This is a genomic window from Rhizobium sp. 05N430, from assembly GCF_056396985.1.
Window position 1 is genome coordinate 13570 of the sequence record NZ_JBFTMO010000027.1, and the last position, 24518, is coordinate 38087.

Annotated in this window: 31 protein-coding genes; 14 read left to right on the top strand and 17 right to left on the bottom strand. The window is 61.6% G+C overall.

Annotated features, from left to right (window positions below):
- Positions 1–24: 24 nt before the first annotated feature.
- Positions 25–1035, top strand: a complete 1011-nt coding sequence (locus AC1DJO_RS28845) for a DNA-directed RNA polymerase subunit alpha (protein ID WP_112387893.1) — start codon at positions 25–27, stop codon at positions 1033–1035.
- Between the two features lie 122 nt (positions 1036–1157).
- Positions 1158–1583, top strand: coding sequence for a 50S ribosomal protein L17 (gene rplQ, locus AC1DJO_RS28850; RefSeq protein ID WP_112513879.1), 426 nt, complete (start codon positions 1158–1160; stop codon positions 1581–1583).
- 76 nt (positions 1584–1659) lie between these two features.
- Here the strand turns inward: rplQ and AC1DJO_RS28855 are convergent, their stop codons facing one another.
- The 3 genes from AC1DJO_RS28855 to msrP all read right to left on the bottom strand — a co-directional run bounded on the left by AC1DJO_RS28855 (position 1660) and on the right by msrP (position 4251).
- A complete protein-coding gene (locus AC1DJO_RS28855) occupies positions 1660–2502 on the bottom strand; it encodes a dienelactone hydrolase family protein (protein WP_477974007.1) in 843 nt (280 codons plus the stop codon).
- 142 nt (positions 2503–2644) lie between these two features.
- Positions 2645–3304, bottom strand: coding sequence for a protein-methionine-sulfoxide reductase heme-binding subunit MsrQ (gene msrQ / locus AC1DJO_RS28860; RefSeq protein WP_477974008.1), 660 nt, complete (start codon positions 3302–3304; stop codon positions 2645–2647).
- Positions 3304–4251, bottom strand: a complete 948-nt coding sequence (gene msrP, locus AC1DJO_RS28865; protein ID WP_477974009.1) for a protein-methionine-sulfoxide reductase catalytic subunit MsrP — start codon at positions 4249–4251, stop codon at positions 3304–3306. Before msrP ends, msrQ begins: the two co-directional genes overlap by 1 nt.
- Before the next feature lie 326 nt (positions 4252–4577).
- On the opposite strand from msrP, the gene ilvD reads away from it, so the two are divergent.
- A complete protein-coding gene (gene ilvD, locus AC1DJO_RS28870) occupies positions 4578–6413 on the top strand; it encodes a dihydroxy-acid dehydratase (RefSeq protein WP_112513875.1) in 1836 nt (611 codons plus the stop codon).
- A 62-nt stretch (positions 6414–6475) separates the two neighbouring features.
- Here the strand turns inward: ilvD and AC1DJO_RS28875 are convergent, their stop codons facing one another.
- Positions 6476–6880: a GFA family protein gene (locus AC1DJO_RS28875; protein WP_477942853.1), complete on the bottom strand. Its 405-nt coding sequence runs from the start codon at positions 6878–6880 to the stop codon at positions 6476–6478.
- A gap of 77 nt (positions 6881–6957) precedes the next feature.
- Between AC1DJO_RS28875 and AC1DJO_RS28880 the strand changes: the two genes are divergently transcribed.
- From AC1DJO_RS28880 to AC1DJO_RS28890, 3 genes are all read left to right on the top strand, one after another.
- Positions 6958–7413: a MarR family winged helix-turn-helix transcriptional regulator gene (locus AC1DJO_RS28880; protein WP_477974010.1), complete on the top strand. Its 456-nt coding sequence runs from the start codon at positions 6958–6960 to the stop codon at positions 7411–7413.
- Between the two features lie 70 nt (positions 7414–7483).
- A complete protein-coding gene (locus AC1DJO_RS28885; RefSeq protein WP_112387900.1) occupies positions 7484–7702 on the top strand; it encodes a type II toxin-antitoxin system PrlF family antitoxin in 219 nt (72 codons plus the stop codon).
- On the top strand, positions 7689–8027 hold the full coding sequence (locus tag AC1DJO_RS28890; protein WP_112387901.1) for a type II toxin-antitoxin system PemK/MazF family toxin: 339 nt from the start codon (positions 7689–7691) through the stop codon (positions 8025–8027). The genes AC1DJO_RS28885 and AC1DJO_RS28890 overlap by 14 nt, the downstream gene beginning before the upstream one ends.
- A gap of 3 nt (positions 8028–8030) precedes the next feature.
- On the opposite strand, the gene AC1DJO_RS28895 is transcribed toward AC1DJO_RS28890, so the two are convergent.
- Together AC1DJO_RS28895 and AC1DJO_RS28900 are read right to left on the bottom strand one after the other, a co-directional pair.
- Positions 8031–8375: a lysozyme inhibitor LprI family protein gene (locus tag AC1DJO_RS28895; protein ID WP_477974011.1), complete on the bottom strand. Its 345-nt coding sequence runs from the start codon at positions 8373–8375 to the stop codon at positions 8031–8033.
- 30 nt (positions 8376–8405) lie between these two features.
- Complete coding sequence (locus AC1DJO_RS28900) at positions 8406–8777, bottom strand: YkvA family protein (RefSeq protein WP_477974012.1); 372 nt, start codon at positions 8775–8777, stop codon at positions 8406–8408.
- 139 nt (positions 8778–8916) lie between these two features.
- On the opposite strand from AC1DJO_RS28900, the gene AC1DJO_RS28905 reads away from it, so the two are divergent.
- Together AC1DJO_RS28905 and AC1DJO_RS28910 are read left to right on the top strand one after the other, a co-directional pair.
- Positions 8917–10320, top strand: coding sequence for a DegQ family serine endoprotease (locus AC1DJO_RS28905; RefSeq protein WP_477974013.1), 1404 nt, complete (start codon positions 8917–8919; stop codon positions 10318–10320).
- Positions 10317–11633 carry a replication-associated recombination protein A gene (locus tag AC1DJO_RS28910; RefSeq protein ID WP_112539766.1) on the top strand — a complete coding sequence of 439 codons (1317 nt, stop codon included), beginning with the start codon at positions 10317–10319 and terminating at the stop codon, positions 11631–11633. Before AC1DJO_RS28905 ends, AC1DJO_RS28910 begins: the two co-directional genes overlap by 4 nt.
- 18 nt (positions 11634–11651) lie before the next feature.
- Here the strand turns inward: AC1DJO_RS28910 and AC1DJO_RS28915 are convergent, their stop codons facing one another.
- The 6 genes from AC1DJO_RS28915 to AC1DJO_RS28940 all read right to left on the bottom strand — a co-directional run bounded on the left by AC1DJO_RS28915 (position 11652) and on the right by AC1DJO_RS28940 (position 14940).
- Entirely contained in the window at positions 11652–11957 is a 306-nt protein-coding gene (locus AC1DJO_RS28915; RefSeq protein ID WP_477974014.1) for a DUF1883 domain-containing protein, read from the bottom strand.
- Between the two features lie 114 nt (positions 11958–12071).
- Positions 12072–12338 (bottom strand): hypothetical protein, encoded by a 267-nt coding sequence (locus tag AC1DJO_RS28920; RefSeq protein ID WP_112387907.1) that lies wholly within the window; start codon positions 12336–12338, stop codon positions 12072–12074.
- A 26-nt stretch (positions 12339–12364) separates the two neighbouring features.
- Positions 12365–13330 carry a dihydrodipicolinate synthase family protein gene (locus tag AC1DJO_RS28925; protein ID WP_477974015.1) on the bottom strand — a complete coding sequence of 322 codons (966 nt, stop codon included), beginning with the start codon at positions 13328–13330 and terminating at the stop codon, positions 12365–12367.
- An 8-nt stretch (positions 13331–13338) separates the two neighbouring features.
- Positions 13339–13494, bottom strand: a complete 156-nt coding sequence (locus tag AC1DJO_RS28930; RefSeq protein ID WP_162698787.1) for a hypothetical protein — start codon at positions 13492–13494, stop codon at positions 13339–13341.
- Positions 13495–13628: 134 nt separating this feature from the next.
- A complete protein-coding gene (locus AC1DJO_RS28935) occupies positions 13629–14630 on the bottom strand; it encodes a ketopantoate reductase family protein (RefSeq protein ID WP_477974016.1) in 1002 nt (333 codons plus the stop codon).
- Positions 14631–14721: 91 nt separating this feature from the next.
- Positions 14722–14940: a hypothetical protein gene (locus tag AC1DJO_RS28940; protein ID WP_112387910.1), complete on the bottom strand. Its 219-nt coding sequence runs from the start codon at positions 14938–14940 to the stop codon at positions 14722–14724.
- Positions 14941–15155: 215 nt separating this feature from the next.
- On the opposite strand from AC1DJO_RS28940, the gene ftsZ reads away from it, so the two are divergent.
- Complete coding sequence (ftsZ, locus tag AC1DJO_RS28945) at positions 15156–16175, top strand: cell division protein FtsZ (protein ID WP_112387911.1); 1020 nt, start codon at positions 15156–15158, stop codon at positions 16173–16175.
- Positions 16176–16190: 15 nt separating this feature from the next.
- Here ftsZ and AC1DJO_RS28950 read toward each other — a convergent pair whose 3' ends face one another.
- Positions 16191–17048 (bottom strand): LysR family transcriptional regulator, encoded by an 858-nt coding sequence (locus AC1DJO_RS28950; protein WP_477974017.1) that lies wholly within the window; start codon positions 17046–17048, stop codon positions 16191–16193.
- Positions 17049–17149: 101 nt separating this feature from the next.
- Here AC1DJO_RS28950 and AC1DJO_RS28955 point away from each other — a divergent pair, with 101 nt between their 5' ends.
- Positions 17150–18139, top strand: a complete 990-nt coding sequence (locus tag AC1DJO_RS28955) for a zinc-dependent alcohol dehydrogenase family protein (protein ID WP_477974018.1) — start codon at positions 17150–17152, stop codon at positions 18137–18139.
- A gap of 55 nt (positions 18140–18194) precedes the next feature.
- Here AC1DJO_RS28955 and AC1DJO_RS28960 read toward each other — a convergent pair whose 3' ends face one another.
- On the bottom strand, positions 18195–19028 hold the full coding sequence (locus AC1DJO_RS28960) for an oxidoreductase (RefSeq protein WP_477974019.1): 834 nt from the start codon (positions 19026–19028) through the stop codon (positions 18195–18197).
- A gap of 130 nt (positions 19029–19158) precedes the next feature.
- Here AC1DJO_RS28960 and AC1DJO_RS28965 point away from each other — a divergent pair, with 130 nt between their 5' ends.
- The 4 genes from AC1DJO_RS28965 to AC1DJO_RS28980 all read left to right on the top strand — a co-directional run bounded on the left by AC1DJO_RS28965 (position 19159) and on the right by AC1DJO_RS28980 (position 22317).
- Positions 19159–20046 carry a LysR family transcriptional regulator gene (locus AC1DJO_RS28965; RefSeq protein ID WP_477974020.1) on the top strand — a complete coding sequence of 296 codons (888 nt, stop codon included), beginning with the start codon at positions 19159–19161 and terminating at the stop codon, positions 20044–20046.
- A gap of 93 nt (positions 20047–20139) precedes the next feature.
- Positions 20140–20985, top strand: a complete 846-nt coding sequence (locus AC1DJO_RS28970; protein ID WP_477974021.1) for an oxidoreductase — start codon at positions 20140–20142, stop codon at positions 20983–20985.
- 84 nt (positions 20986–21069) lie between these two features.
- Positions 21070–22104 (top strand): alpha/beta hydrolase, encoded by a 1035-nt coding sequence (locus tag AC1DJO_RS28975; protein ID WP_477974022.1) that lies wholly within the window; start codon positions 21070–21072, stop codon positions 22102–22104.
- A gap of 18 nt (positions 22105–22122) precedes the next feature.
- On the top strand, positions 22123–22317 hold the full coding sequence (locus AC1DJO_RS28980; RefSeq protein WP_477974023.1) for a hypothetical protein: 195 nt from the start codon (positions 22123–22125) through the stop codon (positions 22315–22317).
- A gap of 182 nt (positions 22318–22499) precedes the next feature.
- Here AC1DJO_RS28980 and AC1DJO_RS28985 read toward each other — a convergent pair whose 3' ends face one another.
- The 3 genes from AC1DJO_RS28985 to AC1DJO_RS28995 form a co-directional block, all read right to left on the bottom strand.
- On the bottom strand, positions 22500–22679 hold the full coding sequence (locus AC1DJO_RS28985) for a DUF1508 domain-containing protein (RefSeq protein WP_477974024.1): 180 nt from the start codon (positions 22677–22679) through the stop codon (positions 22500–22502).
- Positions 22680–22792: 113 nt separating this feature from the next.
- Positions 22793–23386: a carboxymuconolactone decarboxylase family protein gene (locus tag AC1DJO_RS28990; RefSeq protein WP_477942820.1), complete on the bottom strand. Its 594-nt coding sequence runs from the start codon at positions 23384–23386 to the stop codon at positions 22793–22795.
- Between the two features lie 547 nt (positions 23387–23933).
- Positions 23934–24314 carry a hypothetical protein gene (locus tag AC1DJO_RS28995; RefSeq protein ID WP_477974025.1) on the bottom strand — a complete coding sequence of 127 codons (381 nt, stop codon included), beginning with the start codon at positions 24312–24314 and terminating at the stop codon, positions 23934–23936.
- Positions 24315–24518 lie beyond the last annotated feature (204 nt).

Consider the following 24518-nt stretch of genomic DNA (forward strand, 5'->3'; position numbering starts at 1 on the left):
TGGCAACGAACGGAAGGCAAAGATATGATTCAGAAGAACTGGCAGGAATTGATCAAGCCGAACAAGGTCGAGTTCTCTTCGAGCTCGCGCACCAAGGCGACGCTCGTAGCAGAGCCGCTGGAGCGCGGTTTCGGCCTCACCCTCGGCAACGCGCTTCGCCGCGTTCTGCTCTCCTCGCTGCGCGGTGCTGCAGTGACGGCAGTGCAGATCGATGGCGTGCTGCATGAATTCTCCTCGATCCCGGGCGTCCGCGAAGACGTTACGGACATCGTGCTCAACATCAAGGAAATCGCCATCAAGATGGATGGCGACGACGCAAAGCGTATGGTCGTGCGCAAGCAGGGCCCGGGCGTTGTAACGGCTGGCGACATCCAGACGGTCGGCGATATCGAAATCCTCAACCCCGAGCATGTGATCTGCACGCTCGACGAGGGCGCCGAAATCCGTATGGAATTCACCGTCAACAACGGCAAGGGCTACGTTCCGGCCGAACGCAATCGTGCGGAAGATGCTCCGATCGGTCTCATCCCGGTCGACAGCCTGTATTCGCCGGTCAAGAAGGTGTCCTACAAGGTTGAAAATACCCGCGAAGGACAGGTTCTCGACTACGACAAGCTGAACATGACCATCGAAACCGATGGCTCGATCTCCGGTGAAGACGCCGTCGCTTTCGCGGCTCGCATCCTCCAGGATCAGCTTGGCGTGTTCGTCAACTTCGACGAGCCGCAGAAGGAAACCGAGGAAGAAGCCGTCACCGAACTGGCTTTCAACCCGGCGCTCCTGAAGAAGGTAGACGAACTCGAACTGTCCGTTCGCTCGGCAAACTGCCTGAAGAACGACAACATCGTCTACATCGGCGACCTCATTCAGAAGACCGAAGCAGAAATGCTCCGCACCCCGAACTTTGGTCGCAAGTCGCTGAACGAAATCAAGGAAGTTCTCGCTTCCATGGGCCTGCACCTCGGCATGGAAGTGCCGGCATGGCCGCCCGAGAACATCGAAGATCTCGCAAAGCGTTACGAAGACCAGTATTAAGAACCAAAAAGGCAGGCTCTGAGGCTGCCTTTCCCAGTCAAACAGCAGGCAGATCGCCTGTATGTGCCAGGAAACGGCAGGCCCGCTAGAAGCGAAGAGCCCTGCATCAAAGGAGAATAGCAATGCGCCACGCAAAAGCCGGCCGCAAGCTGAATAGAACTGCCAGCCACCGCAAGGCAATGTTTGCCAACATGGCGGCTTCGCTCATCCTGCATGAGCAGATCGTGACCACCCTGCCGAAGGCAAAGGAAATCCGTCCGATCGTTGAAAAGCTCGTCACCCTCGGCAAGCGCGGCGACCTGCACGCTCGCCGTCAGGCGATCTCGCAGATCCGCGACACCGCCGTCGTTTCGAAGCTGTTCGACGCGATTGCTACGCGCTACGCCACCCGCAACGGCGGCTACCTGCGTATCATGAAGGCCGGCTTCCGCCAGGGCGACAACGCCGCTCTCGCAGTCGTCGAGTTCGTTGACCGCGACGTCAGCGCAAAGGGCGCAGCCGACAAGGCTCGCGTCGAAGCAGAGGCTGCTGCGGCTGAAGCTGCTTAAGTCATTCCGGTTTTCGGGAAACAAAACAGCCGGGCTGCAAAGCCCGGCTGTTTTCGTTTGTGGTGGCGGGCTGCATTCAATCCTGCAGATATTGGTGCAGGAAGGTTTTCACACGCGCAAAGGACTGTTCGGCGGCGGGGGCGTCATATTCCTCCCTATGGCCGAGTATCATCTTCGGCGTTGCAACGTCCGGCGCATCGAATGCGTGATAGGCACCAGGATAGACATCGAGTTCGATGGGAGGGCCTTTGCCGCTGAGATGTGAAATCCTCTGCCGGCAGCGTTCGACCGGGCTCCAATCGTCGACATCGCCATTCAGGATCAAGGTCGGTACCGTCGCATCGCCGGCATGAGGTGCGCAGACCGGATAGTAGCCGACGGCAGCCTTGAATTTCCGGTCCATAAGCTGTTCGTTGCCCTCGGCTTTCGTGGCTTCCAGCGCCGCGATCCCACCAGCCGAAAAGCCCAGCAGCGCGACATGCCCAGCATCGACGAACGGCAAAGTGGCCAGATAATCGAGCGCGCCATAGGCATCGAACACGCGATCCGGCAGATAGCGTTGACAGGTGTTGTCGATATTGCGGGTCGAGAAGCTGTCGACGACAAGCACCGCGTAGCCCCATGAGGTCAAGCGCTGCGGCCAATAGCTCTTGGTGTTCGGATGGATGCCGCCACAGCCATGCATGACGACGACGGCCGGAAATGGACCGTCTCCCAGCGGCAGGCTTAGATAGCCCAGCAAGTGCGTCGTCTGGGATTGCGGGAGGCTGACGCCTTCGTCTTTTATCTTGCGGGCGAGGAACGGGCTTGGCTTAACAATGGCGCTGTCAAATCGCACCAACTGGTCCGCCTGAGCCGTCAGACCAGGCGGTACGGCGGCCAGTAGCAAGAATCCGAAAGCAAGCGCTGCAGTTTTCATGGGCGGTCCCGCGCGCGATAGCGGCCATTCAAACACTATCCTTCACGGATATTGATCTAGGCGCTGAAGTATCGGCGTCCATAGGCTTCGGACCTGCCGGATTGCCGCAGTTTGCAATGCAAAGCTGGGGCTCGCTTCGCCGCTAGCTCACCGTCGCCGCAGCCCGCCCTCTCTGGCGCCCTTGTGTCGCCCGTTTCCGGCTCCTGGCGATTGGCCGCCAGGACCGGTAGAGGATCAGCAGGATGATCAGGCCGACATAGATATATTGCTCGAGGTCGAGGATCTTGGTTGACAGTGCGAAGTGCAGGGCACCCGCGGCTGCGATGATGTAGATGAGCTTGTGCAGCCAGATCCACTTCATGCCCATCTTGCGGATCGAAAAATTGTTCGATGTGACGGCGAGGGGAACGAGAAGGGCAAGCCCTGCCATGCCGAACATGATGAAGGGCCGCTTCAACACGTCGTCCAGAACCGCGGACAGGTCCAGCGCCTGGTCGAGCACCATGTAGACGGTGAAATGCATCAGCGCATAGTAAAAGGTCAGCAGCCCCAGCGCCCGGCGGTAGCGCAGATAGTTCCAGCCGAGCAGGTCGCGGACCGGGGAGACGGCCAGCGTCAGGATCAGGAAGCGGATCGTCCAGAGGCCGAGGAAGAGCTCGAATGTCTTGACCGGGTCGGCGCCGAGCTGGTCGCTGGCGCCGAGATAGAAGGTCCATGCGGCGGGCAGCAGGCCGAGGGCATAGAGCGCCCAGACCGACGCCGGCTGCCAGCGCTTCGGCAGACTGAACGAAAGACCCGCCATCAGAAGTTCGCTCTCAGATCCATGCCGGAATAGAGGCTCGCCACCTCGTCGGCATAGCCGTTGAATGGCAGCGTCGGATGGCGGCTGGCGCCGAAGAAGCCGCTCTCGCCGATCCGCCGTTCGGTGGCTTGGCTCCATCGCGGGTGATCCACGGCCGGGTTCACATTGGCATAGAAGCCGTATTCTTGGGCGTTGGTGACCTGCCAGGTGTTCTTCGGCTGCTGGTCGGTTAGCGTGATGCGGACGATCGACTTGATTCCCTTGAAGCCATATTTCCAGGGAACCACGAGGCGGATCGGCGCGCCGTTCTGGTTCGGCAGCGTTTCGCCATAGAGGCCGACGGCGAGCAGCGTCAGCGGGTTCATCGCCTCATCAAGGCGAAGGCCCTCGACATAGGGCCATTCGAGCGACTGGAAAATACCCTTCTGTCCCGGCATCTCTTCAGGACGAACCACGGTTTCGAAGGCCACGTATTTGGCGCTGCCCTGCGGCTCGACCTTGTTCAGCAGAGCAGCCAGCGGGAAGCCATCCCAGGGGATAACCATCGACCACGCCTCGACACAGCGCATCCGGTAGGTGCGGCTTTCGATCGGGAATTCCTTCATCAGCGCATCCAGATCGAATGTGCCGGGCTTGTTGACCATACCGTCGACCTTGACGGTCCAGGGCAGGGGCTTGAAGTCACCCGAGAGTGCTGCGGGATCGCCCTTGTCCAGGCCGAATTCATAGAAATTGTTGTAGGTCGTGACGTCCTTCAGTGGCGTCGTCTTTTCATCGACCGTATATTTGCTGTCGACGGCGTTGAGCGCTGCGGCACTCGCCTTTCCGGCGCCGTAGAGCGCCATGGCACCAAGCGTTGCAGCGCCGAGAAACTCGCGGCGTCGCAGATAGACCTGATGCGGGGTGATCTCCGACGAGCGGATTTTCGGGGGGCGGTAGGTCGGCATTTCAAACCTCCTGGGCTGGGGGCGGCCCAAATATCTCTTTAAACGCATGATGGGCGTTTTCAGATTAGTGTCTAGGCCTTGAACCAGCCTGACGGAAAGCCAATTTTTTGTGTTCGGATGTGAAGGAATAGCCTGTAACAAAAGGCTCCTTCGCTCCGTATATGCCCGATGGACGCCTTGGTGCGCCGTACCGGATTTGCCCTTGCCGGTAGTGACAGCCCCTGCCGATTGGATTAGGACAATTCCAAAATACGGCGATCGTCGGCCAGAAAATAGCTTTGCCGCCCTATATCGCAGATAAATCCGGCACTTTGAGGAACACACCGATGCCAGCCTATCGTTCGAGAACCACGACCCACGGCCGCAACATGGCGGGCGCGCGCGGCCTTTGGCGCGCCACGGGCATGAAGGACAGCGATTTCGGCAAGCCGATCATTGCGGTGGTGAATTCGTTTACGCAGTTCGTGCCCGGCCACGTCCACCTGAAGGACCTCGGCCAGCTGGTTGCCCGCGAAATCGAGGCAGCCGGTGGTGTCGCCAAGGAATTCAACACCATCGCGGTGGATGACGGCATCGCCATGGGCCATGACGGCATGCTCTATTCGCTGCCGTCGCGCGAATTGATCGCCGACAGCGTCGAATACATGGTCAACGCGCATTGCGCCGACGCTATGGTTTGCATCTCCAATTGCGACAAGATCACTCCCGGCATGCTGATGGCGTCGCTGCGCCTCAACATCCCGACGATCTTTGTCTCCGGCGGCCCGATGGAAGCCGGCAAGGTGGTTCTGAACGGCAAGACCCACGCCCTCGACCTCGTCGATGCCATGGTCGCTGCGGCCGACGACAAGGTCTCCGACGAGGACGTCAAGGTCATCGAGCGCTCGGCCTGTCCGACCTGCGGTTCGTGCTCCGGCATGTTTACCGCCAATTCGATGAACTGCCTGACGGAAGCGCTCGGCCTGTCGCTGCCCGGCAACGGCTCGACACTCGCCACCCATTCGGACCGCAAGGAACTCTTCCTCGAAGCCGGCCGCCGCGTCGTGGCACTCGCCAAGCGTTACTACGAGCAGGACGATGCCACGGCACTGCCGCGCACCATCGCCAGCAAGGGCGCTTTCGAAAACGCCATGGCGCTGGATATCGCCATGGGCGGATCGACCAACACCGTTCTGCACATCCTGGCGGCCGCCCATGAGGGCGAAATCGACTTCACCATGGAAGACATCGATCGTCTGTCGCGCCGCGTGCCCTGCCTGTCGAAGGTGGCACCTGCGAAATCCGACGTTCACATGGAAGATGTCCACCGTGCCGGCGGCATCATGGCGATCCTCGGTGAGCTGAACCGCGCCGGCCTCATCAACGCGGGCTTGCCGACCGTTCATGCGCCGACGCTTGGCGATGCGCTGGCCGAGTGGGATATTTCGGTCACCGACAATCCGGCCGCCCTGAAGCTCTTCAGTGCCGCTCCCGGCGGCGTGCCGACGCAGGTTGCCTTCAGCCAGAGCGCCCGCTGGGACGAACTCGATCTCGACCGTGAGAAGGGCGTCATCCGCGACGCCCAGCACCCGTTCTCCAAGGATGGCGGCCTTGCCGTTCTGAAGGGCAATCTGGCGCTCGACGGCTGCATCGTGAAGACCGCAGGCGTCGATGAATCGATCCTGAAATTCTCCGGCCCGGCGAAGGTCTATGAAAGCCAGGATGCCGCGGTAAAGGCCATTCTCGGCAACGAAGTGGTTGCCGGCGATGTCGTCGTCATCCGCTACGAAGGACCGAAGGGCGGACCGGGCATGCAGGAAATGCTCTATCCGACCAGCTATCTGAAGTCGAAGGGCCTCGGCAAGGCCTGCGCGCTGATCACCGACGGCCGCTTCTCGGGCGGCACCTCGGGTCTGTCGATCGGCCACGCCTCGCCGGAAGCCGCAAACGGCGGTACCATCGGCCTCGTGCAGCCGGGCGACATGATCGACATCGACATCCCGAACCGCACGATCAGCCTGCGCGTCAGCGACGCGGAGCTGGCAACGCGCCGCGCCGAGCAGGAAGCCAAGGGCTGGCGCCCGGCTGAAGTGCGCAAACGTAATGTCACGACGGCGTTGAAGGCCTATGCGGCATTTGCAACAAGCGCCGATCGCGGTGCAGTGCGTATCCTGCCGGAATAAGTCGATCCGGTTTGAGTTGAACCAGAGAGCAGCTGATTAAGAGTCAGCTGCTCTTTTCTTTTTCAGAGATGCCGTATTTCGGCAGGCGTGTTCCACCAGCTATTATTGCGGCCGTCGAAATGCTGCAGCGGCGCCTCGGCAAGTTCCGACGGATCGAGGTCATCGAGGCAGGCGAGATTGATCGAGACGTAGTCGCCGCCGACCTCTGCGACATAGCCGTGGCCATAGGGTGCCACGCCGCAGGTGGTGCAGAAGCGGTGATGACCGGACATGCTGCCGAACTGATAGTCGCCGATGCCTGCTTCTTCACAGGTCAGCCGGAAATCCTCCGGCTTGATGTTGATGCCCCAGTAGCGGCGCTTCCAGCAGATCGTGCAGTTGCATTTGCCGGTACCGGCCTGCAGGTCGATATCGGCTTCGTAGCTGATCCGGCCGCAATGGCAACTTCCGTGGTACGTCTTCTTCATCGCCTCTCTCCCTTGCTATTTCAAATCTAATATGACAATATATTGTCATTATTGAAAATGGACAACATATTGTCAATATGAAATCGAAACGAACAGCCGAGGGCGATGCGTTCGCAGAGTTCTCGATCGCGGTATTGCGGCTTGCGGGACATCTGCAGGCGGAAGGCGACACGCTCGCCAGGCCAGCGGGCCAGACCAGCGCCCGCTGGCAAGTCTTGGCCGCAGCCGACCATGCGCCGATGTCGGTAGCCGATACAGCCCGCGCCTTGGGTCTGGCGAGGCAGGGCGTGCAGCGTGTTGCCGATCTTCTCGAAGGCGAGGGCCTGATCGCCTATCGCGACAACCCCGCGCACCAGCGGGCGAAACTCATGGAGTTGACCGAGGCGGGCAGAGTGACCCTCAGCGACATACAAGGACGCCAGGCGAAATGGGCGGATCGGCATGGCGGTGTATTTGGCGAGCAGCGCTTGCGCGAGGCGACTGGGGTTATTGCTGAGGTGCTTGCATCGCTGAGCGGCAAGCAGCAGGCCTAGGCTGCTTGCTTCGGATGGCCACGCATTGCTATCGGTAAGGAACTTCCTTACATTCATCGAGAGGTGAGCAATGATCACAAGCAAGATAACGAGCAAAGCACAGACAACCATTCCGCAGGCTGTGCGTTCTGCACTGCGCCTTCGGGAAGGCGATTCCATTGTCTATACGCTCGAGGATGAAAACCGTGTCGTGATATCGCGCGCAGCTGAGCCGCTTGCCGACGATCCGTTCGCGACCTTCTCCGAGTGGGACAGCGAAGCTGACCGGAAGGCCTATGCCGATCTTTGAGCAGGGCGACATCGTAAGGGTGCCTTTCCCTTACACCGACCGCGACACGCGCCAGCGCCGCCCGGCGCTGGTCGTTTCGGCTGGCACCCTCGGAGAGAACGAGGCGTTGGTGTGGGCCGTGATGATCACCTCAGCAGAAAACCGCCCGTGGGTTGGAGACGTCGCGATCGACGATCATCATGCCGCCGGCCTGCCAGCGCCGTCTGTCGTCCGTCCGGCCAAGATTGCGACTGTCGAGACGGGACAGATCGACAGGATCGGCCGGTTGCCCGATGCGACGCTCTCGGCTGTCATGTCTACAATCCGAGCCCATATTGGCAGCTGATGACTAAAGCGGCCTGTTGATATTCTTATACGTCTCGCCAAGCTGCTTCAGCCGCTCGTCATAGACCGCCTTGATGCAGGCCGCGTCCGCCTGGCATTCCTGGCGCTTCTTCAGCCAGGCGGTCTGCTCGTCCTGCAGCGTGCCGCGTGAGCCCATGGCGAGCAGGCCGGAGAGCAGGTCGAAGGTGGTGACCATCTTCACGTCGGCATCGTTGAGCGCCCGGTTGTCGCAGATCGCCTTCTCGTCGGGCTTCAGCTCCTTGGCATCGCAGTCGAAGCTTGCGGCATGGGCGAGCGGTGCGAAGATCGGGAGGAAGGTGAAGGCGAGGGCGATAGCGGTGGCTTTCATGCAGTGGATTCCTGTTTGCGGGTACGGTGCTCAGAGGAGCGCCCGGATCAGGAAGATGATGCAGAAAGCCCAGACGGCAAGGATGAAGATCAATCCGGCGCGGCTGACCGGACGTTCCGCACGCTTTGCCGCCTGCGCCCGGAGTTCTGCCATCAGCGGCGGCGGGATGAGCCGGACCGCAAGCAGAATGCCGAGCGGAACGATGATGATGTCGTCGAGATAGCCAAGAACCGGAATGAAATCCGGGATGAGGTCGACCGGCGACAGCGCATAGGCGGCGACCGCGCCGGCAACGGCTTTGGCATGCCAGGGGACGCGCGGATCGTGTGCTGCGAGCCACAGAGCGACAATGTCACGCTTGAGTGACTTGGCCCATGTTTTCGCTTGGCTTATCAGGCTCATATGCGCATTTCCTGAATCAATGTGGCAGGCTCCTCAATTGCTTTTTCGCGTGCTCGCTTCTTCCATGCTTCCGCCCTCTTTCCTTTCTAGCGTCCGGCGCTACAACACTGATCCTTGTAGCATTTCAGAAGGAAATACGATGCTAGGCCTGTCGAAACGTTCGTTTGTCCCGCTCTTTGCGCTCGCCGTGCTCCTGCCGCTCGGCGCGCATGCCGAGGATGCGAAAACCGCACCGCAGAGCCAAATGCAAATGCAGCTCTCCTTCGCGCCGCTGGTCAAGCAGACGTCAGGTGCGGTTGTGAACGTCTATGCCGAGAAGACCGTCCAGCGGCAGTCGCCTTTTGCCGGCGATCCCTTCTTCGAGCAGTTCTTCGGCCAGCAGATGCCGAACCGCTCCGAGAAGCAGTCCTCGCTCGGTTCCGGCGTCATCGTCGAGGCAAACGGTACCGTCGTCACCAACAACCACGTCATCGAGGGTGCCGACGATATCAAGGTGGCGCTGTCGGACGGGCGCGAGTTCCCCTGCAAGGTGGTGCTGCGCGATGACCGCCTCGATCTCGCCGTCCTGAAGATCGAGACCAAGGCCAATTTCCCGACGCTGCCGATCGGCAACTCCGATGCGGTCGAAGTCGGCGATCTCGTTCTGGCGATCGGCAACCCGTTCGGCGTCGGTCAGACGGTGACGTCAGGCATCGTCTCGGCGCTCGCCCGCAACCAGGTGGTCAAGAACGAGTTCGGCTTCTTCATCCAGACCGATGCTTCGATCAATCCCGGCAATTCAGGCGGCGCGCTGATGAATATGAAGGGCGAGCTGATCGGCATCAACACGGCGATCTTCTCGCGCGGCGGCGGTTCCAACGGCATCGGCTTTGCCATCCCGGCCAATCTCGTCAAGGTGTTCCTGACCTCGGCAGATGCCGGCGTGAAGTCTTTCGAGCGGCCCTATGTCGGCGCCACCTTCGATGCTGTGACGTCAGAGGTCGCAGAGGCGCTCGGCCTCGACAAGGCCCGTGGCGCGCTGATCGTCAAGGTCACCGATGGCAGCCCGGCGCAGAAGGCCGGCCTCAAGGCAGGCGAGATCGTCACCGCCGTCAACGGCATTCCTGTCGAGCATCCCGATGCGCTTCTGTACCGCCTGACGACGGCTGGCCTCGGCAACACCGTCAAGCTTGGTGTCGTCGAGAACGGCGGCGAGCAGGAAGTGGCGCTGAAGCTCGATCGTGCCCCGGAAACCTCGCCGCGCGACCAGCGCACCATCGGCGGCCGCACGCCCTTTACCGGCACCGTCGTCGAAAACCTGTCGCCGCGCGTTGCCGACGAGCTGCGCATGCCGACGGAATCATCAGGCGTCGTCGTTTCCGAGGTCAAGGAGGACTCTCCGGCCGCCCGTCTCGGTTTCGAGCCGAAGGATATCATCGTTGCCATCAACGGCACGCCGGTGCAGACGACCGAGCAGCTGTCGCAGATCGCTGCGGACGATGCAGGCCTCTGGCGTGTCGAGATCGAGCGCGACGGTCAGCGGATCAGGCAGTTCTTCCGATGAGCAATGATCTGTTCGCCCCACGCGTTCCAGACGAGGTCGCCAACCGGCGGCCTCTTGCCGATCGCCTGCGGCCGCAGACGCTGTCGGAAGTCGCCGGTCAGGAGCATCTGACCGGTGAGGACGGCGTTCTCAGGCGGATGATCGAAAGCGGATCGCTGGGATCGATGATCTTCTGGGGGCCGCCCGGTACTGGCAAGACAACGGTGGCCCGACTTCTCTCGGGCGAGGCGGGGCTGGCCTTCGAGCAGATTTCGGCGATCTTCTCCGGTGTCGCCGATCTGAAGAAGGTGTTCGAAACCGCGCGGCTGCGGCGGATGGATGGACGCCAGACGCTACTCTTCGTCGACGAGATCCATCGCTTCAACCGGGCGCAGCAGGACAGCTTCCTGCCGGTCATGGAAGACGGCACCGTCATTCTCGTTGGTGCGACGACTGAAAACCCGTCTTTCGAACTCAACGCCGCTCTCCTGTCGCGTGCCCGCGTCCTGACCTTCAAGTCGCATGGCGAGGAGAGCCTCAGCGAATTGCTGACACGCGCCGAAGCCGTCGAGCAGAAACCGCTGCCGCTGACCGATGACGCGCGGGCAAGCCTGCTGCGCATGGCAGACGGCGATGGCCGGGCGATCCTGACGCTGGCCGAGGAGGTCTGGCGCGCGGCAAGGCCGGGCGAGGTCTTCGATACCGAGGGACTGACGCGCATCGTCCAGCGCCGGGCGCCGGTCTACGACAAGGCACAGGACGGCCACTACAATCTGATTTCGGCGCTTCACAAATCGGTTCGCGGCTCCGATCCCGATGCAGCGCTCTACTATCTGGCGCGCATGTTCGATGCCGGCGAGGATCCGCTCTATCTCGGCCGCCGGCTGGTGCGGATGGCCGTGGAGGATATCGGCCTTGCCGATCCGCAGGCGCTGGTCATCTGCAATGCGGCCAAGGACGCCTACGATTACCTCGGTTCCCCCGAGGGCGAACTGGCGCTGGCGCAGGCCTGCGTCTATCTGGCCACGGCGCCGAAATCCAACGCGGTTTATACGGCCTTCAAGGCTGCGACGATGGCTGCCAAGCAGAACGGCTCGCTGCTGCCGCCGAAGCACATCCTGAATGCCCCGACAAAGCTGATGAAGGACGAAGGCTATAACGACGGCTATCGCTACGACCACGATGAGCCGGACGCCTTTTCAGGTCAGGACTACTTTCCGGAAAAGATGGGCCGCAAGACCTTCTACGATCCGCCGGAGCGCGGCTTCGAGCGGGAAATCCGCAAACGGCTGGAATGGTGGTCCAAGCTCCGCAAAGAGCGCAATCCGCGCTGAAGCTACAGGGTGGCGGCTTTACGAAGCCTTCTTCTGAGCGCCAGGCGCCACGATCACCTTGACGGCGGACTCCGCCAGCCCGTGATGGCCTTCCATATCGACGATCAGGTGCCAGTGGCCGCTGTCGGGGATCACCATTTTCACCGGCGATTTCTTGGCGACGCCGCCGATATATTTGAAATCGAGAACTTCCGTGAAACGCTGGAATTGCGGCGCCGTCATCAGGCGGACATTGTTGACCGCATTCAGCGCCACCTCGACGATCGTTCCGGCGCGCTGTTCGTGAAGGTCGTAGTGCTTGAAGCGGAAATTCGGCTTGGTCATCGGTCTCAAAAACTGGCTGCTGTCCGACGGCAATCTTAGTCTGTGCCAGTTAAAGAAAAGTTTGGCAGCCTGTGCGGGAAGGCTCCCGTCTTGGCACAACGGGAGCCTGCGTCCTCAATGCAGCCGGGGCTCTGTCGCGTCGAAGACGCTGAGTTCCGTCACGATCCCGTCTGCAGCACGGTAGATCTCGGCGGGGTTGTGATTGCACTCAGCGGCAGCGAAATGAAGGGCGGCGGCCTCGTTGATGAAGAGGCCGCCGACCAGCCCGTCGCGGTCGGCGACGATCCACTGTCCGCGCCTGTTCCTGCCGATGGTGAAGCGGGCCGGCGCGGTGTTGCGTTGAAGCGGATCGGCGGACGCGCCGGAAGAAAGACGTGACATCGATATGTCCTTTCGAGATGTCTGGCTTACCGTCCAAATCTATGGAGAGACGGATTGCCTTTCCATTCGGCGCCGTGGCCGAATGTATAAGATTGTAATAGGGATAGTGCGCGTTTCGGTGTGGCGGCGAAGGGCATCAGCGCCGCGGCGACCGCTTCCTTCCCTGCGTCGTCGGCAGAAACGAGCGGCAGGCGGACCTCCGCGCCAATGCCTGGATAGGCACTCAGCGCATATTTGATGCAGGCAGGGTCGCCGCCGATGGCATCGATCAGCGCCGTCATGCGACCGGCAAGCGTGAGCGCCGCAGGCAGGTTGCCGCAGGCCGCGGCATGCTGCAGCGAGGTCACGAGTTTCGGAAGCACATTGCCGACAGGCGCAATCACGCCGTCGCCACCACAGGCAAGAAAGGCCGGGGCGCCGAGCGCATTGCCGGTAAATAGATGAAGGCGATCCCTGTATGAGGCGAGCGTTGCCATATCGCCCTCGATGTCGAGCAGGCCGAAGATCGTGCCATCGGCAGAAAGCATGTCGAGCGTCGATGGCAGAAGCGGCGCGGCCGTGCGGGCCGGATCGTTGACGATGATCAGCGGCAGGTTGGTGGCTGCTGCCAGTTCGCGAAAATGATGCAGGATGCCTTTCTGCCCCGGCTTCGAATAGTAGGGGACGGTGAGCAACGCCGCGCTGGCGCCGAGCGCTTCGGCCCGTCGCGTCGCCTCGATGGTCTGCGCCGTGCAGTTGGTGCCGGTCGCGGCAAGAACGGGAATGCGGTCATCGGCAACGCGCAGCACCGTCGAGAGAGCCGTTTCACGCTCGGCCTGCGAAAGCGCCGGGCCTTCGCCGGTGACGGTTCCAACTGCAAGCGCGCCGATGCCGCTGGCGATCTGCCATTCAGCCAGCATCTCGAGTGCCTTGATGTCAAGCGCGCCGTGGCGGAAAGGGGTGACGAGCGGGGTGATGGCGCCGGAAAGGCGCAGCGAGAGATTGGATCGCATCGAAGAGTTCAGATCCAGCTGACGATCACGTAGAGCTCGACGCAGGCAAGAATGACGCCGAACAGCATCAGCACCTGGGCCGTGCGCCGTTCACGCATGGCGCGGGCCTTGACGGCTCGGCGGGGCCGGTCGCGAAGCGGATTGGCGGGCATGACGTTGCGCATGGGATTACCTCTGCATTCTCCACGGAGGTTAAGGCCGCCAGGCGTAGGAAATCCATTCCGGGCAGCCGCGCGTCATATATGAAAAGAATAAATGTCGCAGGCCGGTAGCCATGCGACCAAATCGGAGGTCCGCGCTAGCTTGTTCGCCTGTTCTCGATATCGAGCTGCGAGGTCAGCGCAAGCACCACTTCGGATACCGGCGTCGGAACCGCCGCAAGGCGGCCCAGAGACACGACCATCCCGCTCAGCGGCACGATCTCCAGCGCCTTGCCGGCGAGCAAATCCTGCAGCATCGAGGTTCTGACGGCGCCGATATGGCGCGATTGCTCAAGGCGCTCCTCGATGGTGATCGAGAATGTGGCGCCGAGCGCGGTTCCGACGGCACGAACCTCGTTCATGATCTTGCCGACCATGTCGTAGAGCGCCGGGTCCGCCATGATATCGGTCATCAGGGCGCGCGTCAGCGCGCTCAGCGGATTGAAGGCGGCGTTGCCGGTGAGCTTGTTCCAGATGTCGTCGCGGATGCGTGGGGTTGTGGAGACATTCAGCCCGGCGCCCGTCAGCAGGCTCTTGATGCCTTCAAGATCTGCGCTCATTTCGCCGGAGGGTTCGCCGAGGATGTAGCGGCCATTGTTCGAAAGCTGGATTTCGCCCGGCTTGACGACCTCGGCGCCCTGCATCGCCACGCAGCCGATGACGCGCTCCGGTCCGATCAGCCGCCACAGCCGCCCGGCCGGGTCGAGTTCCTCGAACTGCAGCTCGGAATGTTGGCTCTGGCTGTCGCGGTGGAAGTACCACCAGGGAATGCCGTTGAGGATCATCATTACCCGCGTTCCCTGCTTGAGGAGCGTGGCGATCCCTTCGGCGGCATCGCCGAGCTGGTGCCCCTTGAGGCCGGTAATGATCAGGTCCTGCGGGGGCAGGGTGGACGGATCATCCGTAGCGGTGATCTCTACCGTGATCGGTTTCTCGCTGCCCGCCTCGAACAGCCGCAGGCCGTTTTCGCGGATGCTTTTGAGATGTGCGCCACGCGCCACCGCCGAGACTGTGACGCCGCTATCCGCAGACGCCAGTTTGGCCGCGATGGCGCCGCCAAGCGCACCGGCGCCGTAAACGCAGATCGATTTGAAGGACATTGGGGGAGGTCTCCGCGAAGATGTAATCGTCGCGTTAGACTTAGGTCATTCGCACGCGATGGCGAATGACAATTTTTCACGAGCGCCCAAATTAGTGCGCAGTTGCGCCATCGACGAGTTCGGTGCGGCGCAGTTCATCGATTGCTGCGACAGCATCCTCGGCCGACCAGCCGGCGCGTAACGCAGCAGCCACCATCTTGATCTCGACCTCCTGTTCCAGCGCCAGGAACAGCGGCTCCAGCGCCTCCTGAACAGTCAGCGTATGCTCGTGGGGTGGGGCGACGGTCTGGCGTGCGGCAATGCTAGGCATCTCAGCGGTACTCCTCTCCGTTGGCAATGATGATGATAAAGATGACATGAATCCGTCATAATTCGCAGCGGTGAAAAAGGTTCCGAATTTTCTTTCGGAGCGGCTGCATCTTGTTCTTTCGCCCCGCCTCTGCCTTCTTGCGCCTTTAGCCTTACACTCGATTCGCTGTTCCGCAACGAGGGCGGGGCATGAGTGAGGCATCAAAGGAGAATACGATGAGCGACGCCAAGAGCGGCATTTCGGGACTGCGGCCGCGTATCACTGTCATCGGCGTCGGCGGCGGTGGCGGCAATGCGATCAACAACATGATCGCAGAAAATCTTGAGGGTGTCGATTTCATCGCCGCCAATACCGATGCCCAGGTGCTCGCCACCTCCAAGGCCTCGCGCCGCATCCAGCTTGGTGCGCATGTCACCGAAGGCCTTGGCGCGGGCTCGCTGCCTGAGGTCGGCCATGCGGCTGCCGAGGAATCGATCGACGAGATCATGGACCATCTGGCCGGCTCCCACATGTGCTTCGTCACCGCCGGCATGGGCGGCGGCACCGGTACGGGTGCAGCACCCGTCATCGCCCACGCGGCACGCCAGGCAGGCATCCTGACCGTCGGCGTTGTCACCAAGCCCTTCACCTTCGAAGGTAACCGCCGCATGCGCACGGCCGATGTCGGCATCGAGGCACTGCGCCAGGCGGCCGACACCGTCATCGTTATCCCGAACCAGAATCTGTTCCGCATCGCCGATGCCAAGACGACTTTTGCCGATGCCTTCATGACCGCCGACCGCGTTCTCTACGCCGGCGTCGGCTGCATCACCGATCTGATTGTCAAGGAAGGCCTGATCAATCTCGACTTCGCTGACGTCAAGTCGGTCATGCGCGGCATGGGCCGGGCGATGATGGGTACCGGCGAAGCGGCAGGCGAAGGCCGCGCGATGAAGGCTGCAGAAGCCGCAATCGCCAACCCGCTGCTCGACGACATCTCGATGAAGGGCGCCAAGGGCGTGCTGATCTCGATCTCCGGCGGTTCCGACATGACGCTGTTCGAAGTCGATGAAGCGGCAAGCCGCATCCGCGACGAAGTTCAGGACGATGCCGATATCGTCGTCGGCGCGATCTTCGACCGCAATCTCGACGGCAAGTTCCGTGTCGCAGTCGTCGCAACCGGCCTCGATGGCAATGGCGCGCCAGCAGCTCCGGGCCACGCTGTGCAGCAGGCTCCGATCCGCACCCTGCAGTAAGTCACCGCCCAGTGATCAGCTGGTTGTCGCCAACCGGCTGATCACCACATCCATGAAGGCCCTCAGCCTCGGCAGTCGCTTCAGATCGCGATGATAGCCGAGGAATGTATCGCGCCCCGGCGGCGCCTCCGGAACGTCGACGCGTTCCAAGCCTTCAAAACAGTCGCCGAGCGGCCGCGGCAGAACGGCCATTCCAGCGCCACGGGCGCAGAGCGCTGCCTGCACATCGCGATTGTTGCTCCGCATGGTGATCGTCGCCTTCGGGAACATGCGGGTCACCCAATGCACATCGGGCATCTCGGCAAAGGCCTCGTCCATGGTGACGATGGCAAAGCCGCTGCCGTCGCCTGCTGTTGGGTGAGGGGTGCCTTTCGCAACGTAAAGTCCATAGCCGATATGCATCAGCTTGCGTGAGATAACCTCCGGCTCGGTGAATGGCTTGATGCGAAACACCAGATCGGCCTCGCGCCGGGATAGGTTGAGGAGCCGCGCATCCGTCAGCAATTCGACCGAGACCTTCGGATGTGCCAGCGAGAATTCCGCCAAGACAGGCGTCAGCATGTGAAGGCCGAACCAGTCCGAGCATGAAATCCGCAGCATTCCCTCAAGTGATCGCGTGCTGCCCTGCAGTTGCCGCTCCAGCGCAACGGCCTCCTCTTCCATCCTCAACGCATGCTGCAGAACGATGCTGCCCTCGTCTGTCAGCACGAATCCGTCGGCCGTTCGCTGGAACAGCATGTGACCGGTCGCAGCCTCCAGCGCCTTGAGCCGCCGCCCCATGGTCGGCTGTGTCTGGCTGAGCCTGCGGGCGGCCGCACCCAGTGTCCCTTCGCGGGCAATCGCGAGAAAGATCCTGACGTCGCTCCATTCCATGATCGCCTCATTCAATAATGAATGGAGATCATGCGATATCTTTGATTTTCATGCAATCGTGTTGGGAGGATCATCCGCTCATCGAAAACGGAGTGACCGACATGAACACGATGAAAGCCCTGATCCTCGAAAACCACAATGCACCGTTCCGCCTGGCCGAGATCGCTCGCCCGAAACCGGGTGCCGGCGAAGTGCTGGTGCGCATCAAGGCGAGCGGCGTCAATCCGCTCGACACCAAGATCCGCGCAGGTGCCGCAGAGCATGCCCGCCAGCCGTTGCCCGCCATTCTCGGCATCGATCTCGCCGGTATCGTCGAGGAGATCGGCGAGGGCGTTTCCGGCTTCCGCCCCGGCGACGAAGTCTATGGCATGACCGGCGGTGTCGGCGGCGTGCAAGGCTCGCTGGCGGAATTCGCCGCCGTCGATGCCCGCCTGCTGGCGATCAAGCCCGCAAACCTGACGATGCGCGAAGCCGCCGCTTTGCCGCTGGTCTTCATCACCGCCTGGGAAGGCCTGGTCGACCGCGCTGCCGTGAAGTCCGACCAGACGGTACTGGTTCTCGGCGGTGCAGGCGGCGTCGGCCATGTCGCGGTGCAGATCGCCAACGCATTCGGCGCTGACGTCTACGCTGCCGATGGTGCTGCCAAGGCGGACTATATCCGCAGCCTCGGTGCGACCCCGATCGATCACACCACCGAAAGCGTCGAGGACTATGTGGCCAGATATACCGGCGGCAAGGGCTTCGATATCGTCTATGACACCGTTGGCGGGGCAGGGCTCGATGCCGCCTTCAAGGCCGTCAAGCGTTTCGGCCATGTGGTGACCAGCCTCGGTTGGGGCACGCATGCGCTGGCCCCACTCTCCTTCAAGGCGGCCACCTATTCCGGCGTCTTCACGCTGCTGCCGCTCCTGACTGGCGAAGGACGCGAGCACCACGGCGAGATCATGCAGGAGGCAACCAGGCTTGCCGAAGCCGGACAGCTGGCCCCGCGCCTCGACGCCCGCCGCTTTGCGCTCAATGAAACCGCCGATGCTCATCGGCTGATCGAGGAGCGCCAGGCCAGGGGCAAGTTGGTAATCGATATCGGATGAGACGAGAAACGCCGCCCGTCATAAACGGGCGGCGTTTTCGTGTAGGCGACCTGCCTCAGGCGGCGAAATCGGTCGAAACGGCCAGCGCCCGCCAAGTGGAAAGTTCCTGCTCGACGAAGGCATTCTTCTCGCTAAGCTTCGCTACCGTATCGCTGCCGAAGGGCATGCGCAGCGGCGGGTTTTCGGCATTCACCAGCGTCACGATGCCGGCTGCGAATTTCGCGGGATCACCCGGCTGGGCGTGATTGGCGCTGGCGGCGAAGTCCCGCATGTTGCCGGCCGGTGTTCCCACATAATCCGGGATCAAGGCCGGACTGATCGACAGCGAATTGTCAGCCAGGAAATCGGTGCGGAAGAAGCCGGGCTCGACAATCGTGACCTTGATGCCGAACGGCTCGATCTCCGTCGCCAGCGATTCCGAAAGACCTTCGACCGCAAACTTGGTCGAGCCATAAACGCCCCAGCCGGGATAGCCGGCATAGCCGCCGATCGACGAGAAGTTCAGGACATGGCCCGAGCGCTGCCGGCGCATATGCGGCAGCACGGCGCGGGTGACCTTCAACAGGCCGAACACATTGGTCGCATAGATCTTCTCGATCTCTTCGGCCGTGGCTTCCTCGACGGCGCCGAGCAATCCGTATCCTGCATTGTTGACCAGAATGTCGATGCGGCCAAAGCGCTGGACGGCCGCTGCCGCTGCTTCCTGCGCCTGTCGCTCATTGGTGACATCGAGTGCGGTGGCGAGCAGGTTGGGGTGGTCGCCGATGGCATCGATGACGGTCTTCGGATTGCGGGCAGTGGCGACGACGGCGTCGCCTGCGGCAAGCGCTTCCTTGGTCATCAGCGCGCCAAAGCCGCGGGATGCACCAGTGATGAACCAGACTTTCATGACACGTTCCTTTCAGATCTCTCTTCGTTGTGAGTGCCGGTTTCTCTGTGCCGGTGAGGAGAATTTGACCTGAAAGCCGCTGATGCATAAGATTCGTTATTTTCCGAATTATGCTGAGTGAAATTCATCAATGCGCGCGACCGATCTCTCCGAAATGGCGGCCTTTGCGGCCGTTGCCCGGCATCTCAGCTTTCGCAAGGCAGGCGAGGAAAGGTGCGTGACGGCTTCGGCGATCAGCCATGCGGTGCTCAATCTCGAAGAGCGGATCGGCATCCGACTGCTCAACCGCACCACCCGCAGCGTGTCGCTGACGGAAGCCGGATTGCTCCTCAAATCGCATCTCGATCCTGCTTTCGGCGAGATCAGCTCGGCGCTCGATGCGCTGAACCAGTTTCGCGATACGCCCTTCGGCAAGGTGCGCCTCAACGTCGCCAATTCGATCGCGCCCTTCGTCATCGGCCATATCATTGGTCCGCTCCTGTCGAAAAACCCCAATCTGCAGCTGGAAATCAGCGCCACCGACCGGCTGGTCGATATTGTCGAGGAAGGCTTCGATGCCGGCATCCGCTTCGGTGAGCGCGTCACCGAGAGCATGATCGCGCTGCGGATCCGCCCACGCCTGCGCCTCGTCGTCGTCGGTTCGCCCGCCTATTTCGAGCACCGCCCGAAGCCGCTGACGCCGCATGATCTGAAGCGCCATCTCTGCATCCAGAACATGTATCCCTCCGGCGTGCGCTATCCCTGGGATTTCGAGCGCGCCGGTCAGCCCGTCACCTTCAACCCGAACGGACCGCTGTCGCTCGACGATCACGAACTGATGACGCAAGCGGCCCTCGGCGGCGTTGCTCTTGCCTATGTCTGGGAAAACCGCGTCGCCGAGCATGTCGCCGCCGGGCGCCTGATCAAGGTGCTCGACGACTGGTGCCAACCGGAGGAACCGCTATACCTCTACTATCCCAGCCGCCGCCACATGTCGGCCGGCTTCCGGGCGCTGATCGAGGCGATCAAGGCGGAATAGGTGGGGCAATCTGGAAATCGGGCAAAATCGCCCTACATGTTTGTTGTTACCTTCTGCCTCCCAAAGGCACTCCCAAAACATCAGGAATAGACCATGTCCCAAGACAACGCCCCCGTCTGGTTCATCACCGGCTGCTCGACAGGCTTTGGCCACGAGCTGGCCAAGCTCACCATCGCCCGCGGCTGGCCGACCATTGTCACCGCCCGCGAAAAGGCCCGCGTTGCGGATCTCGCCGAAGGCCATGACAATGCGCTCGCCATCGCGCTCGACGTCACCGACCAGGGACAGATTGCTTCTGCCGTAAAGGCTGCCGAAGAGCGCTTCGGCCGTGTCGACGTTCTCGTCAACAATGCCGGCTACGGCTACCAGTCCTCGATCGAGGAAGGCGACGACCAGGAAATCCGCGATCAGTTCGAAGCCAATGTTTTCGGCCTCTTCGCCATGACCCGCGCCGTGCTTCCCGGCATGCGCACCCGACGCCGCGGCCACATCATCAATATCACCTCGGTTGCCGGCTTCATCGGCTTCCCTGCCTCGGGCTACTATTCGGCCAGCAAGCATGCCGTCGAAGGCTTCTCGGATTCGCTCGCTGCCGAAACGGCGGCACTCGGCATCCAGGTCACCTGCGTCGAGCCCGGACCGTTCCGCACGGATTGGGCCGGCCGTTCGCTGCGCCAGACCGAGAGCAAGATTAGCGACTATGCCGAGACCGCTGCCGGCCGGATGAAGCAGACGGCGGGCTATAGCGGCCAGCAGCCGGGCGATCCGGTGCGCGCTGCCGAAGCGATGATCAAGATCACGCAAGTAGAGAAGGCGCCGCGCCATCTCGTGCTCGGCGCCTTCGGCTATGAGGCGGTCACCAAGAAGCTTGCCGAGCGTCTGGCGCTCGTCGAAGCCTGGAAGGAAACCAGCATCGGCGCTGATTTTCCGAAAGACTGAGTGGAAGACGCAGCAAGCCTTTGACTTCTGCGGCCGTCCTGTCCGATGATCGGGCAGGGCGGCCGTTTGGTTTCGGAGGGATGAATGCGTGACCGGTTATTGTCTGCAGCAGCTGGCGTGAGGGCGGCCGGGTTTGCATTGGCACTGCTGCCGGGCTTGTTGGTTGCGGCGGATGCCGGTGCCGCCGACATCCCGCCGCAGAGCGCGCAATCGAAACAGCAGGTCGAGCAATTGACCGGGCGCTGGAAAGAGCATTTCGCCGATGCCGCGACCCCGGAAAAGCGCGCCGCAGCCTTCCGCAGCTTCATGGCTGACAATCCCGAGCCGGCCCGCGTACAGATCCGCCACATGGATGCCGATGGCGTCGCGGCTGATCTCATCTGGCCTGCCCGTCTTCACCACCCGCTCGGCCGGCGCGGCATTCTTTATGTGCACGGCGGCGGCTTCCACGGCGGCTCGCCGCGCACGCACCGGCTACTGGCCGGATCTCTCGCCAAGGCTGCCTCCTCGGATGTGCTTGTGATCGACTACCGGCTGGTCCCCGAGGGCCGCTATCCCGCGCAGATCGACGATATCAGGACGGCCTATCGCTGGATGCTGGAAAACGGCTATGAGAGCGGCAACATCATCCTCGCCGGTGATGGCACCGGCGCCAATCTGGCGATCGAGGCCGTTCTACGCCAGAAGAGGGCCGGCCGCCAGCTGCCCGCCGCCGTCATTGCGCTCAGCCCGGTGACCGATCTTTCGGCCAGCGGTGCCTCGATGATGTCGAATGCCGTCACCGATCCGGTCATCACCAAGGCTGGGATCGAGGCGCTGGCCAAGCCCTATCTCGGCGCGACGGCGCCCGACAACCCAGATGTTTCGCCGCTCTTTGCCGATCTTTCCGGCCTGCCGCCGCTCTTCCTGCAGGTCTCGGACAGCGAAGCGCTGCTCGACGACACGCTGCGGTTTGCCGACAAGGCGAAGGCGGCAGGTGTCGAGGTGACGCTGGAGGTCTGGCCGGGCTTGATCCACGGCTGGCAGCTCTTCCCGCATCTGCTTGCCGATGCCGACAGCTCCAACCAGCGCGTCGCCGAATTCGCCATGCGCCACTTTGCCGACACCCCGCAGCAATGATCCTCAAGGAGACCGATGATGGTTAAGGCAGCCTATGTGCTTGGCACGCTCCTGGTGCTGGTCGGCCTCGTTTGGATCGGGCAGGGCAGCGGCTATTTCCCCTATCCCGCCGAGAGCTTCATGATCGACCAGACGCCCTGGATCTATTGGGGCGCGCTGGCGGCTGCCGCCGGTGCCGCGGTGATTGCGCTGGCGAGGCGGCGCGGCCGATAAGACCGGCTAGCCAGTGCAATGGTTGAGGCCAGCGTCGGGCGATACCGATCTGCTTGCTGACGACAGGGGCCATTCACCGCGCACCCGCGCGGTGAATGGCTTTGGTCCGCCAAATCGATGCCGCCCCCCCCCGGCGCATTGGATCCGGGTGGCAAGTGCGGAGTTAAAATGAGCGTGGGCGCTCACACCGGATTGCAGGTCATCCCGTTGCGCCGCGCATTGTCGATGCAATCGCTTTTATTGACATAGGCTTCAGTCGACGCACCCACGATGTCGCCGTTGCGCGCGGTTCGCCGCCAGCGCCAGCCGTTGCTTTGATAGATCTCCCAGGTGTCGCCGTTTGCTTCCTTGCAGCTCGCCATCTTTTCCTCCCGTCAGTGTCGCTTGATCGGGAAAACCTAAGCGAGAAGAGCCGCTCGCTCCACGAATTGGCTACAGCCGCTGGATGGTGAAAAAGAGGGTAGCGATTGCAGCCTCAGACCAGCCCGTCGATCGGCCGTCCGATGGCGAGCGATTTGCGCAGATTGGGATCGAGCCGCTCGGCATAAACGTGGTCTGGCGCGGCACCGAGCGCGTCGAGCATCTTGGAGAAGAAACAGCGCACAGCCGCAGCGGCGGTGATGTCGAAGATCTCCGCGTCCGAAAGCCCGTGCTTCTTCAGGGCATCGACATCCTGCTGGGTGACGGTCGTGGCATCGCGCACCACCTTGGCGGCAAACGCCATGATCGCCCGCTCGGCCGCATCGACCGGCGCCTTCTCTGCCCCACCCGCCGTCGCCGCCAGCCCGTCGTTGGTAAAGCCCTCGCGCAGCAGCACGGAACCATGGGCCAGCATGCAATAGGACGATTTGAGCTCCCGCGCAGCAGCCAGCGTCACCAGCTCATAGCGCCTCAGCGTCATATGGCTGCGAATACTGGACAACAGCGCCCCCCAATGCTCCATCACCTCCGGCCGGTGCCCGAAGGCGCGGTACATGTTCGGCAGATAGCCATAACTGGCCTCTGCCGAGGCATACATCGACGCGGTCTTGTCGTTCTCGGATGCATGGGGCGTATGAATGAAGGCCATGGCGCGATCCTCCGTTTCTGGTCCGCTGAGGATATTCCAGAATGGCGCTTTCGCCTATCGGCTTCGGCGCCGGAGGATCACAGCGGGCGCCTAATCATGTGTATTCTTGGAAATCTGCCATTCGCCGTTTTCATCGACTTCGACGCGCTTGTTGCCGCGATAGAAGATCGGCTTCTTGGTCTTCTTGTCCATCGAGAACCGGCTCGGCGTGAATTTCTGGTCCTCACAACCCGCGTTTGCCAGCGCCAGCGCTTCCCTGAACTTGCCGCTCTTGCAAAGCGCGAGGAATGTTTTCGATCCATGATCGCATCCAACTCAACCGGCTGTCATCACGTTTGCATATGGCATAAGGTTGGCGGGTGTTTCTAGGTAAAAACAATGATGGCGACGATATGCTCAGCGGTTCGACGAACTGCTGGTGCCGATGCTGGCCACCTTGAAGTTGTGGCACTACTTGCTCGTGTAGCCCTGCTTGGCGGAGATCGGCGCGGGGCGCGGCTTAGACCCGCCCGGCTTATATCTTCCGACGACGTCGCCTAGTCTTTACCTATGCCCGCTGTTCATAGTCGATTTGGTCGCGTCCTTTTCGATCACTTACTTTGTTTAGTATCCCGGTCGCCAGAAGGGTAGATGCCAAGGAGGCGTGAGGCTTTTCAATTCCGTGACCGATGTATTTCCGGAATTTATGCTCAAGATTCTGGGGCGTTATATCTTCCTTTCCTCTGAGGCGTTCATGCCTGCGTCTTTCTATCCAAGCGCATATTAGCGGAAGCTTTTCTAAGCTGAAGAAATCGGTCGTAAATGAAATTACGCCATCCACCTCTTGGGCTGCCAAGACTGTCTTGTTAAACATTCCAGCAAGGTTGGCAAAAAGCTGCTCGCTCGGCTCATGGCGGGTCGACTTTACGGCTTGAACGAACTTGTCCACCAGCGTTGCACGTTGGCTAACGGTCTTCAGATACCTGATCGCGTCTGATCCCATTAGCGACAACTGAACTGCCCCCACTTTCGACCGGACACTCAGCATAAGCAGGAAGGCTCAAGCACAGGCTTGAGGATAAGCTTATGTCTAACGAGTTTCGACAGGTTGATCTGATGATCGGTGACGTCCGGCGGCGACGCTGGACAACGG

What these genes read in the sequence shown, in the direction of transcription:
- AC1DJO_RS28970 (WP_477974021.1), top strand. Translation starts at nt 20,140, where the DNA reads ATGTCCCAAGACAACGCCCCCGTCTGGTTCATCACCGGCTGCTCGACA.
- AC1DJO_RS28975 (WP_477974022.1), top strand. Translation starts at nt 21,070, where the DNA reads ATGCGTGACCGGTTATTGTCTGCAGCAGCTGGCGTGAGGGCGGCCGGG.
- AC1DJO_RS28950 (WP_477974017.1), bottom strand. Translation starts at nt 17,048, where the DNA reads ATGGAATGGAGCGACGTCAGGATCTTTCTCGCGATTGCCCGCGAAGGG.
- AC1DJO_RS28925 (WP_477974015.1), bottom strand. Translation starts at nt 13,330, where the DNA reads ATGCGATCCAATCTCTCGCTGCGCCTTTCCGGCGCCATCACCCCGCTC.
- AC1DJO_RS28880 (WP_477974010.1), top strand. Translation starts at nt 6,958, where the DNA reads ATGAAATCGAAACGAACAGCCGAGGGCGATGCGTTCGCAGAGTTCTCG.
- msrQ (WP_477974008.1), bottom strand. Translation starts at nt 3,304, where the DNA reads ATGGCGGGTCTTTCGTTCAGTCTGCCGAAGCGCTGGCAGCCGGCGTCG.
- AC1DJO_RS28895 (WP_477974011.1), bottom strand. Translation starts at nt 8,375, where the DNA reads ATGAAAGCCACCGCTATCGCCCTCGCCTTCACCTTCCTCCCGATCTTC.
- AC1DJO_RS28985 (WP_477974024.1), bottom strand. Translation starts at nt 22,679, where the DNA reads ATGGCGAGCTGCAAGGAAGCAAACGGCGACACCTGGGAGATCTATCAA.
- AC1DJO_RS28960 (WP_477974019.1), bottom strand. Translation starts at nt 19,028, where the DNA reads ATGAAAGTCTGGTTCATCACTGGTGCATCCCGCGGCTTTGGCGCGCTG.
- msrP (WP_477974009.1), bottom strand. Translation starts at nt 4,251, where the DNA reads ATGCCGACCTACCGCCCCCCGAAAATCCGCTCGTCGGAGATCACCCCG.
- AC1DJO_RS28845 (WP_112387893.1), top strand. Translation starts at nt 25, where the DNA reads ATGATTCAGAAGAACTGGCAGGAATTGATCAAGCCGAACAAGGTCGAG.
- AC1DJO_RS28885 (WP_112387900.1), top strand. Translation starts at nt 7,484, where the DNA reads ATGATCACAAGCAAGATAACGAGCAAAGCACAGACAACCATTCCGCAG.
- AC1DJO_RS28965 (WP_477974020.1), top strand. Translation starts at nt 19,159, where the DNA reads ATGCGCGCGACCGATCTCTCCGAAATGGCGGCCTTTGCGGCCGTTGCC.
- ilvD (WP_112513875.1), top strand. Translation starts at nt 4,578, where the DNA reads ATGCCAGCCTATCGTTCGAGAACCACGACCCACGGCCGCAACATGGCG.
- AC1DJO_RS28935 (WP_477974016.1), bottom strand. Translation starts at nt 14,630, where the DNA reads ATGTCCTTCAAATCGATCTGCGTTTACGGCGCCGGTGCGCTTGGCGGC.
- AC1DJO_RS28980 (WP_477974023.1), top strand. Translation starts at nt 22,123, where the DNA reads ATGGTTAAGGCAGCCTATGTGCTTGGCACGCTCCTGGTGCTGGTCGGC.
- rplQ (WP_112513879.1), top strand. Translation starts at nt 1,158, where the DNA reads ATGCGCCACGCAAAAGCCGGCCGCAAGCTGAATAGAACTGCCAGCCAC.
- AC1DJO_RS28890 (WP_112387901.1), top strand. Translation starts at nt 7,689, where the DNA reads ATGCCGATCTTTGAGCAGGGCGACATCGTAAGGGTGCCTTTCCCTTAC.
- ftsZ (WP_112387911.1), top strand. Translation starts at nt 15,156, where the DNA reads ATGAGCGACGCCAAGAGCGGCATTTCGGGACTGCGGCCGCGTATCACT.
- AC1DJO_RS28955 (WP_477974018.1), top strand. Translation starts at nt 17,150, where the DNA reads ATGAACACGATGAAAGCCCTGATCCTCGAAAACCACAATGCACCGTTC.
- AC1DJO_RS28900 (WP_477974012.1), bottom strand. Translation starts at nt 8,777, where the DNA reads ATGAGCCTGATAAGCCAAGCGAAAACATGGGCCAAGTCACTCAAGCGT.
- AC1DJO_RS28855 (WP_477974007.1), bottom strand. Translation starts at nt 2,502, where the DNA reads ATGAAAACTGCAGCGCTTGCTTTCGGATTCTTGCTACTGGCCGCCGTA.
- AC1DJO_RS28930 (WP_162698787.1), bottom strand. Translation starts at nt 13,494, where the DNA reads ATGCGCAACGTCATGCCCGCCAATCCGCTTCGCGACCGGCCCCGCCGA.
- AC1DJO_RS28910 (WP_112539766.1), top strand. Translation starts at nt 10,317, where the DNA reads ATGAGCAATGATCTGTTCGCCCCACGCGTTCCAGACGAGGTCGCCAAC.
- AC1DJO_RS28875 (WP_477942853.1), bottom strand. Translation starts at nt 6,880, where the DNA reads ATGAAGAAGACGTACCACGGAAGTTGCCATTGCGGCCGGATCAGCTAC.
- AC1DJO_RS28940 (WP_112387910.1), bottom strand. Translation starts at nt 14,940, where the DNA reads ATGCCTAGCATTGCCGCACGCCAGACCGTCGCCCCACCCCACGAGCAT.
- AC1DJO_RS28905 (WP_477974013.1), top strand. Translation starts at nt 8,917, where the DNA reads ATGCTAGGCCTGTCGAAACGTTCGTTTGTCCCGCTCTTTGCGCTCGCC.
- AC1DJO_RS28915 (WP_477974014.1), bottom strand. Translation starts at nt 11,957, where the DNA reads ATGACCAAGCCGAATTTCCGCTTCAAGCACTACGACCTTCACGAACAG.
- AC1DJO_RS28920 (WP_112387907.1), bottom strand. Translation starts at nt 12,338, where the DNA reads ATGTCACGTCTTTCTTCCGGCGCGTCCGCCGATCCGCTTCAACGCAAC.
- AC1DJO_RS28990 (WP_477942820.1), bottom strand. Translation starts at nt 23,386, where the DNA reads ATGGCCTTCATTCATACGCCCCATGCATCCGAGAACGACAAGACCGCG.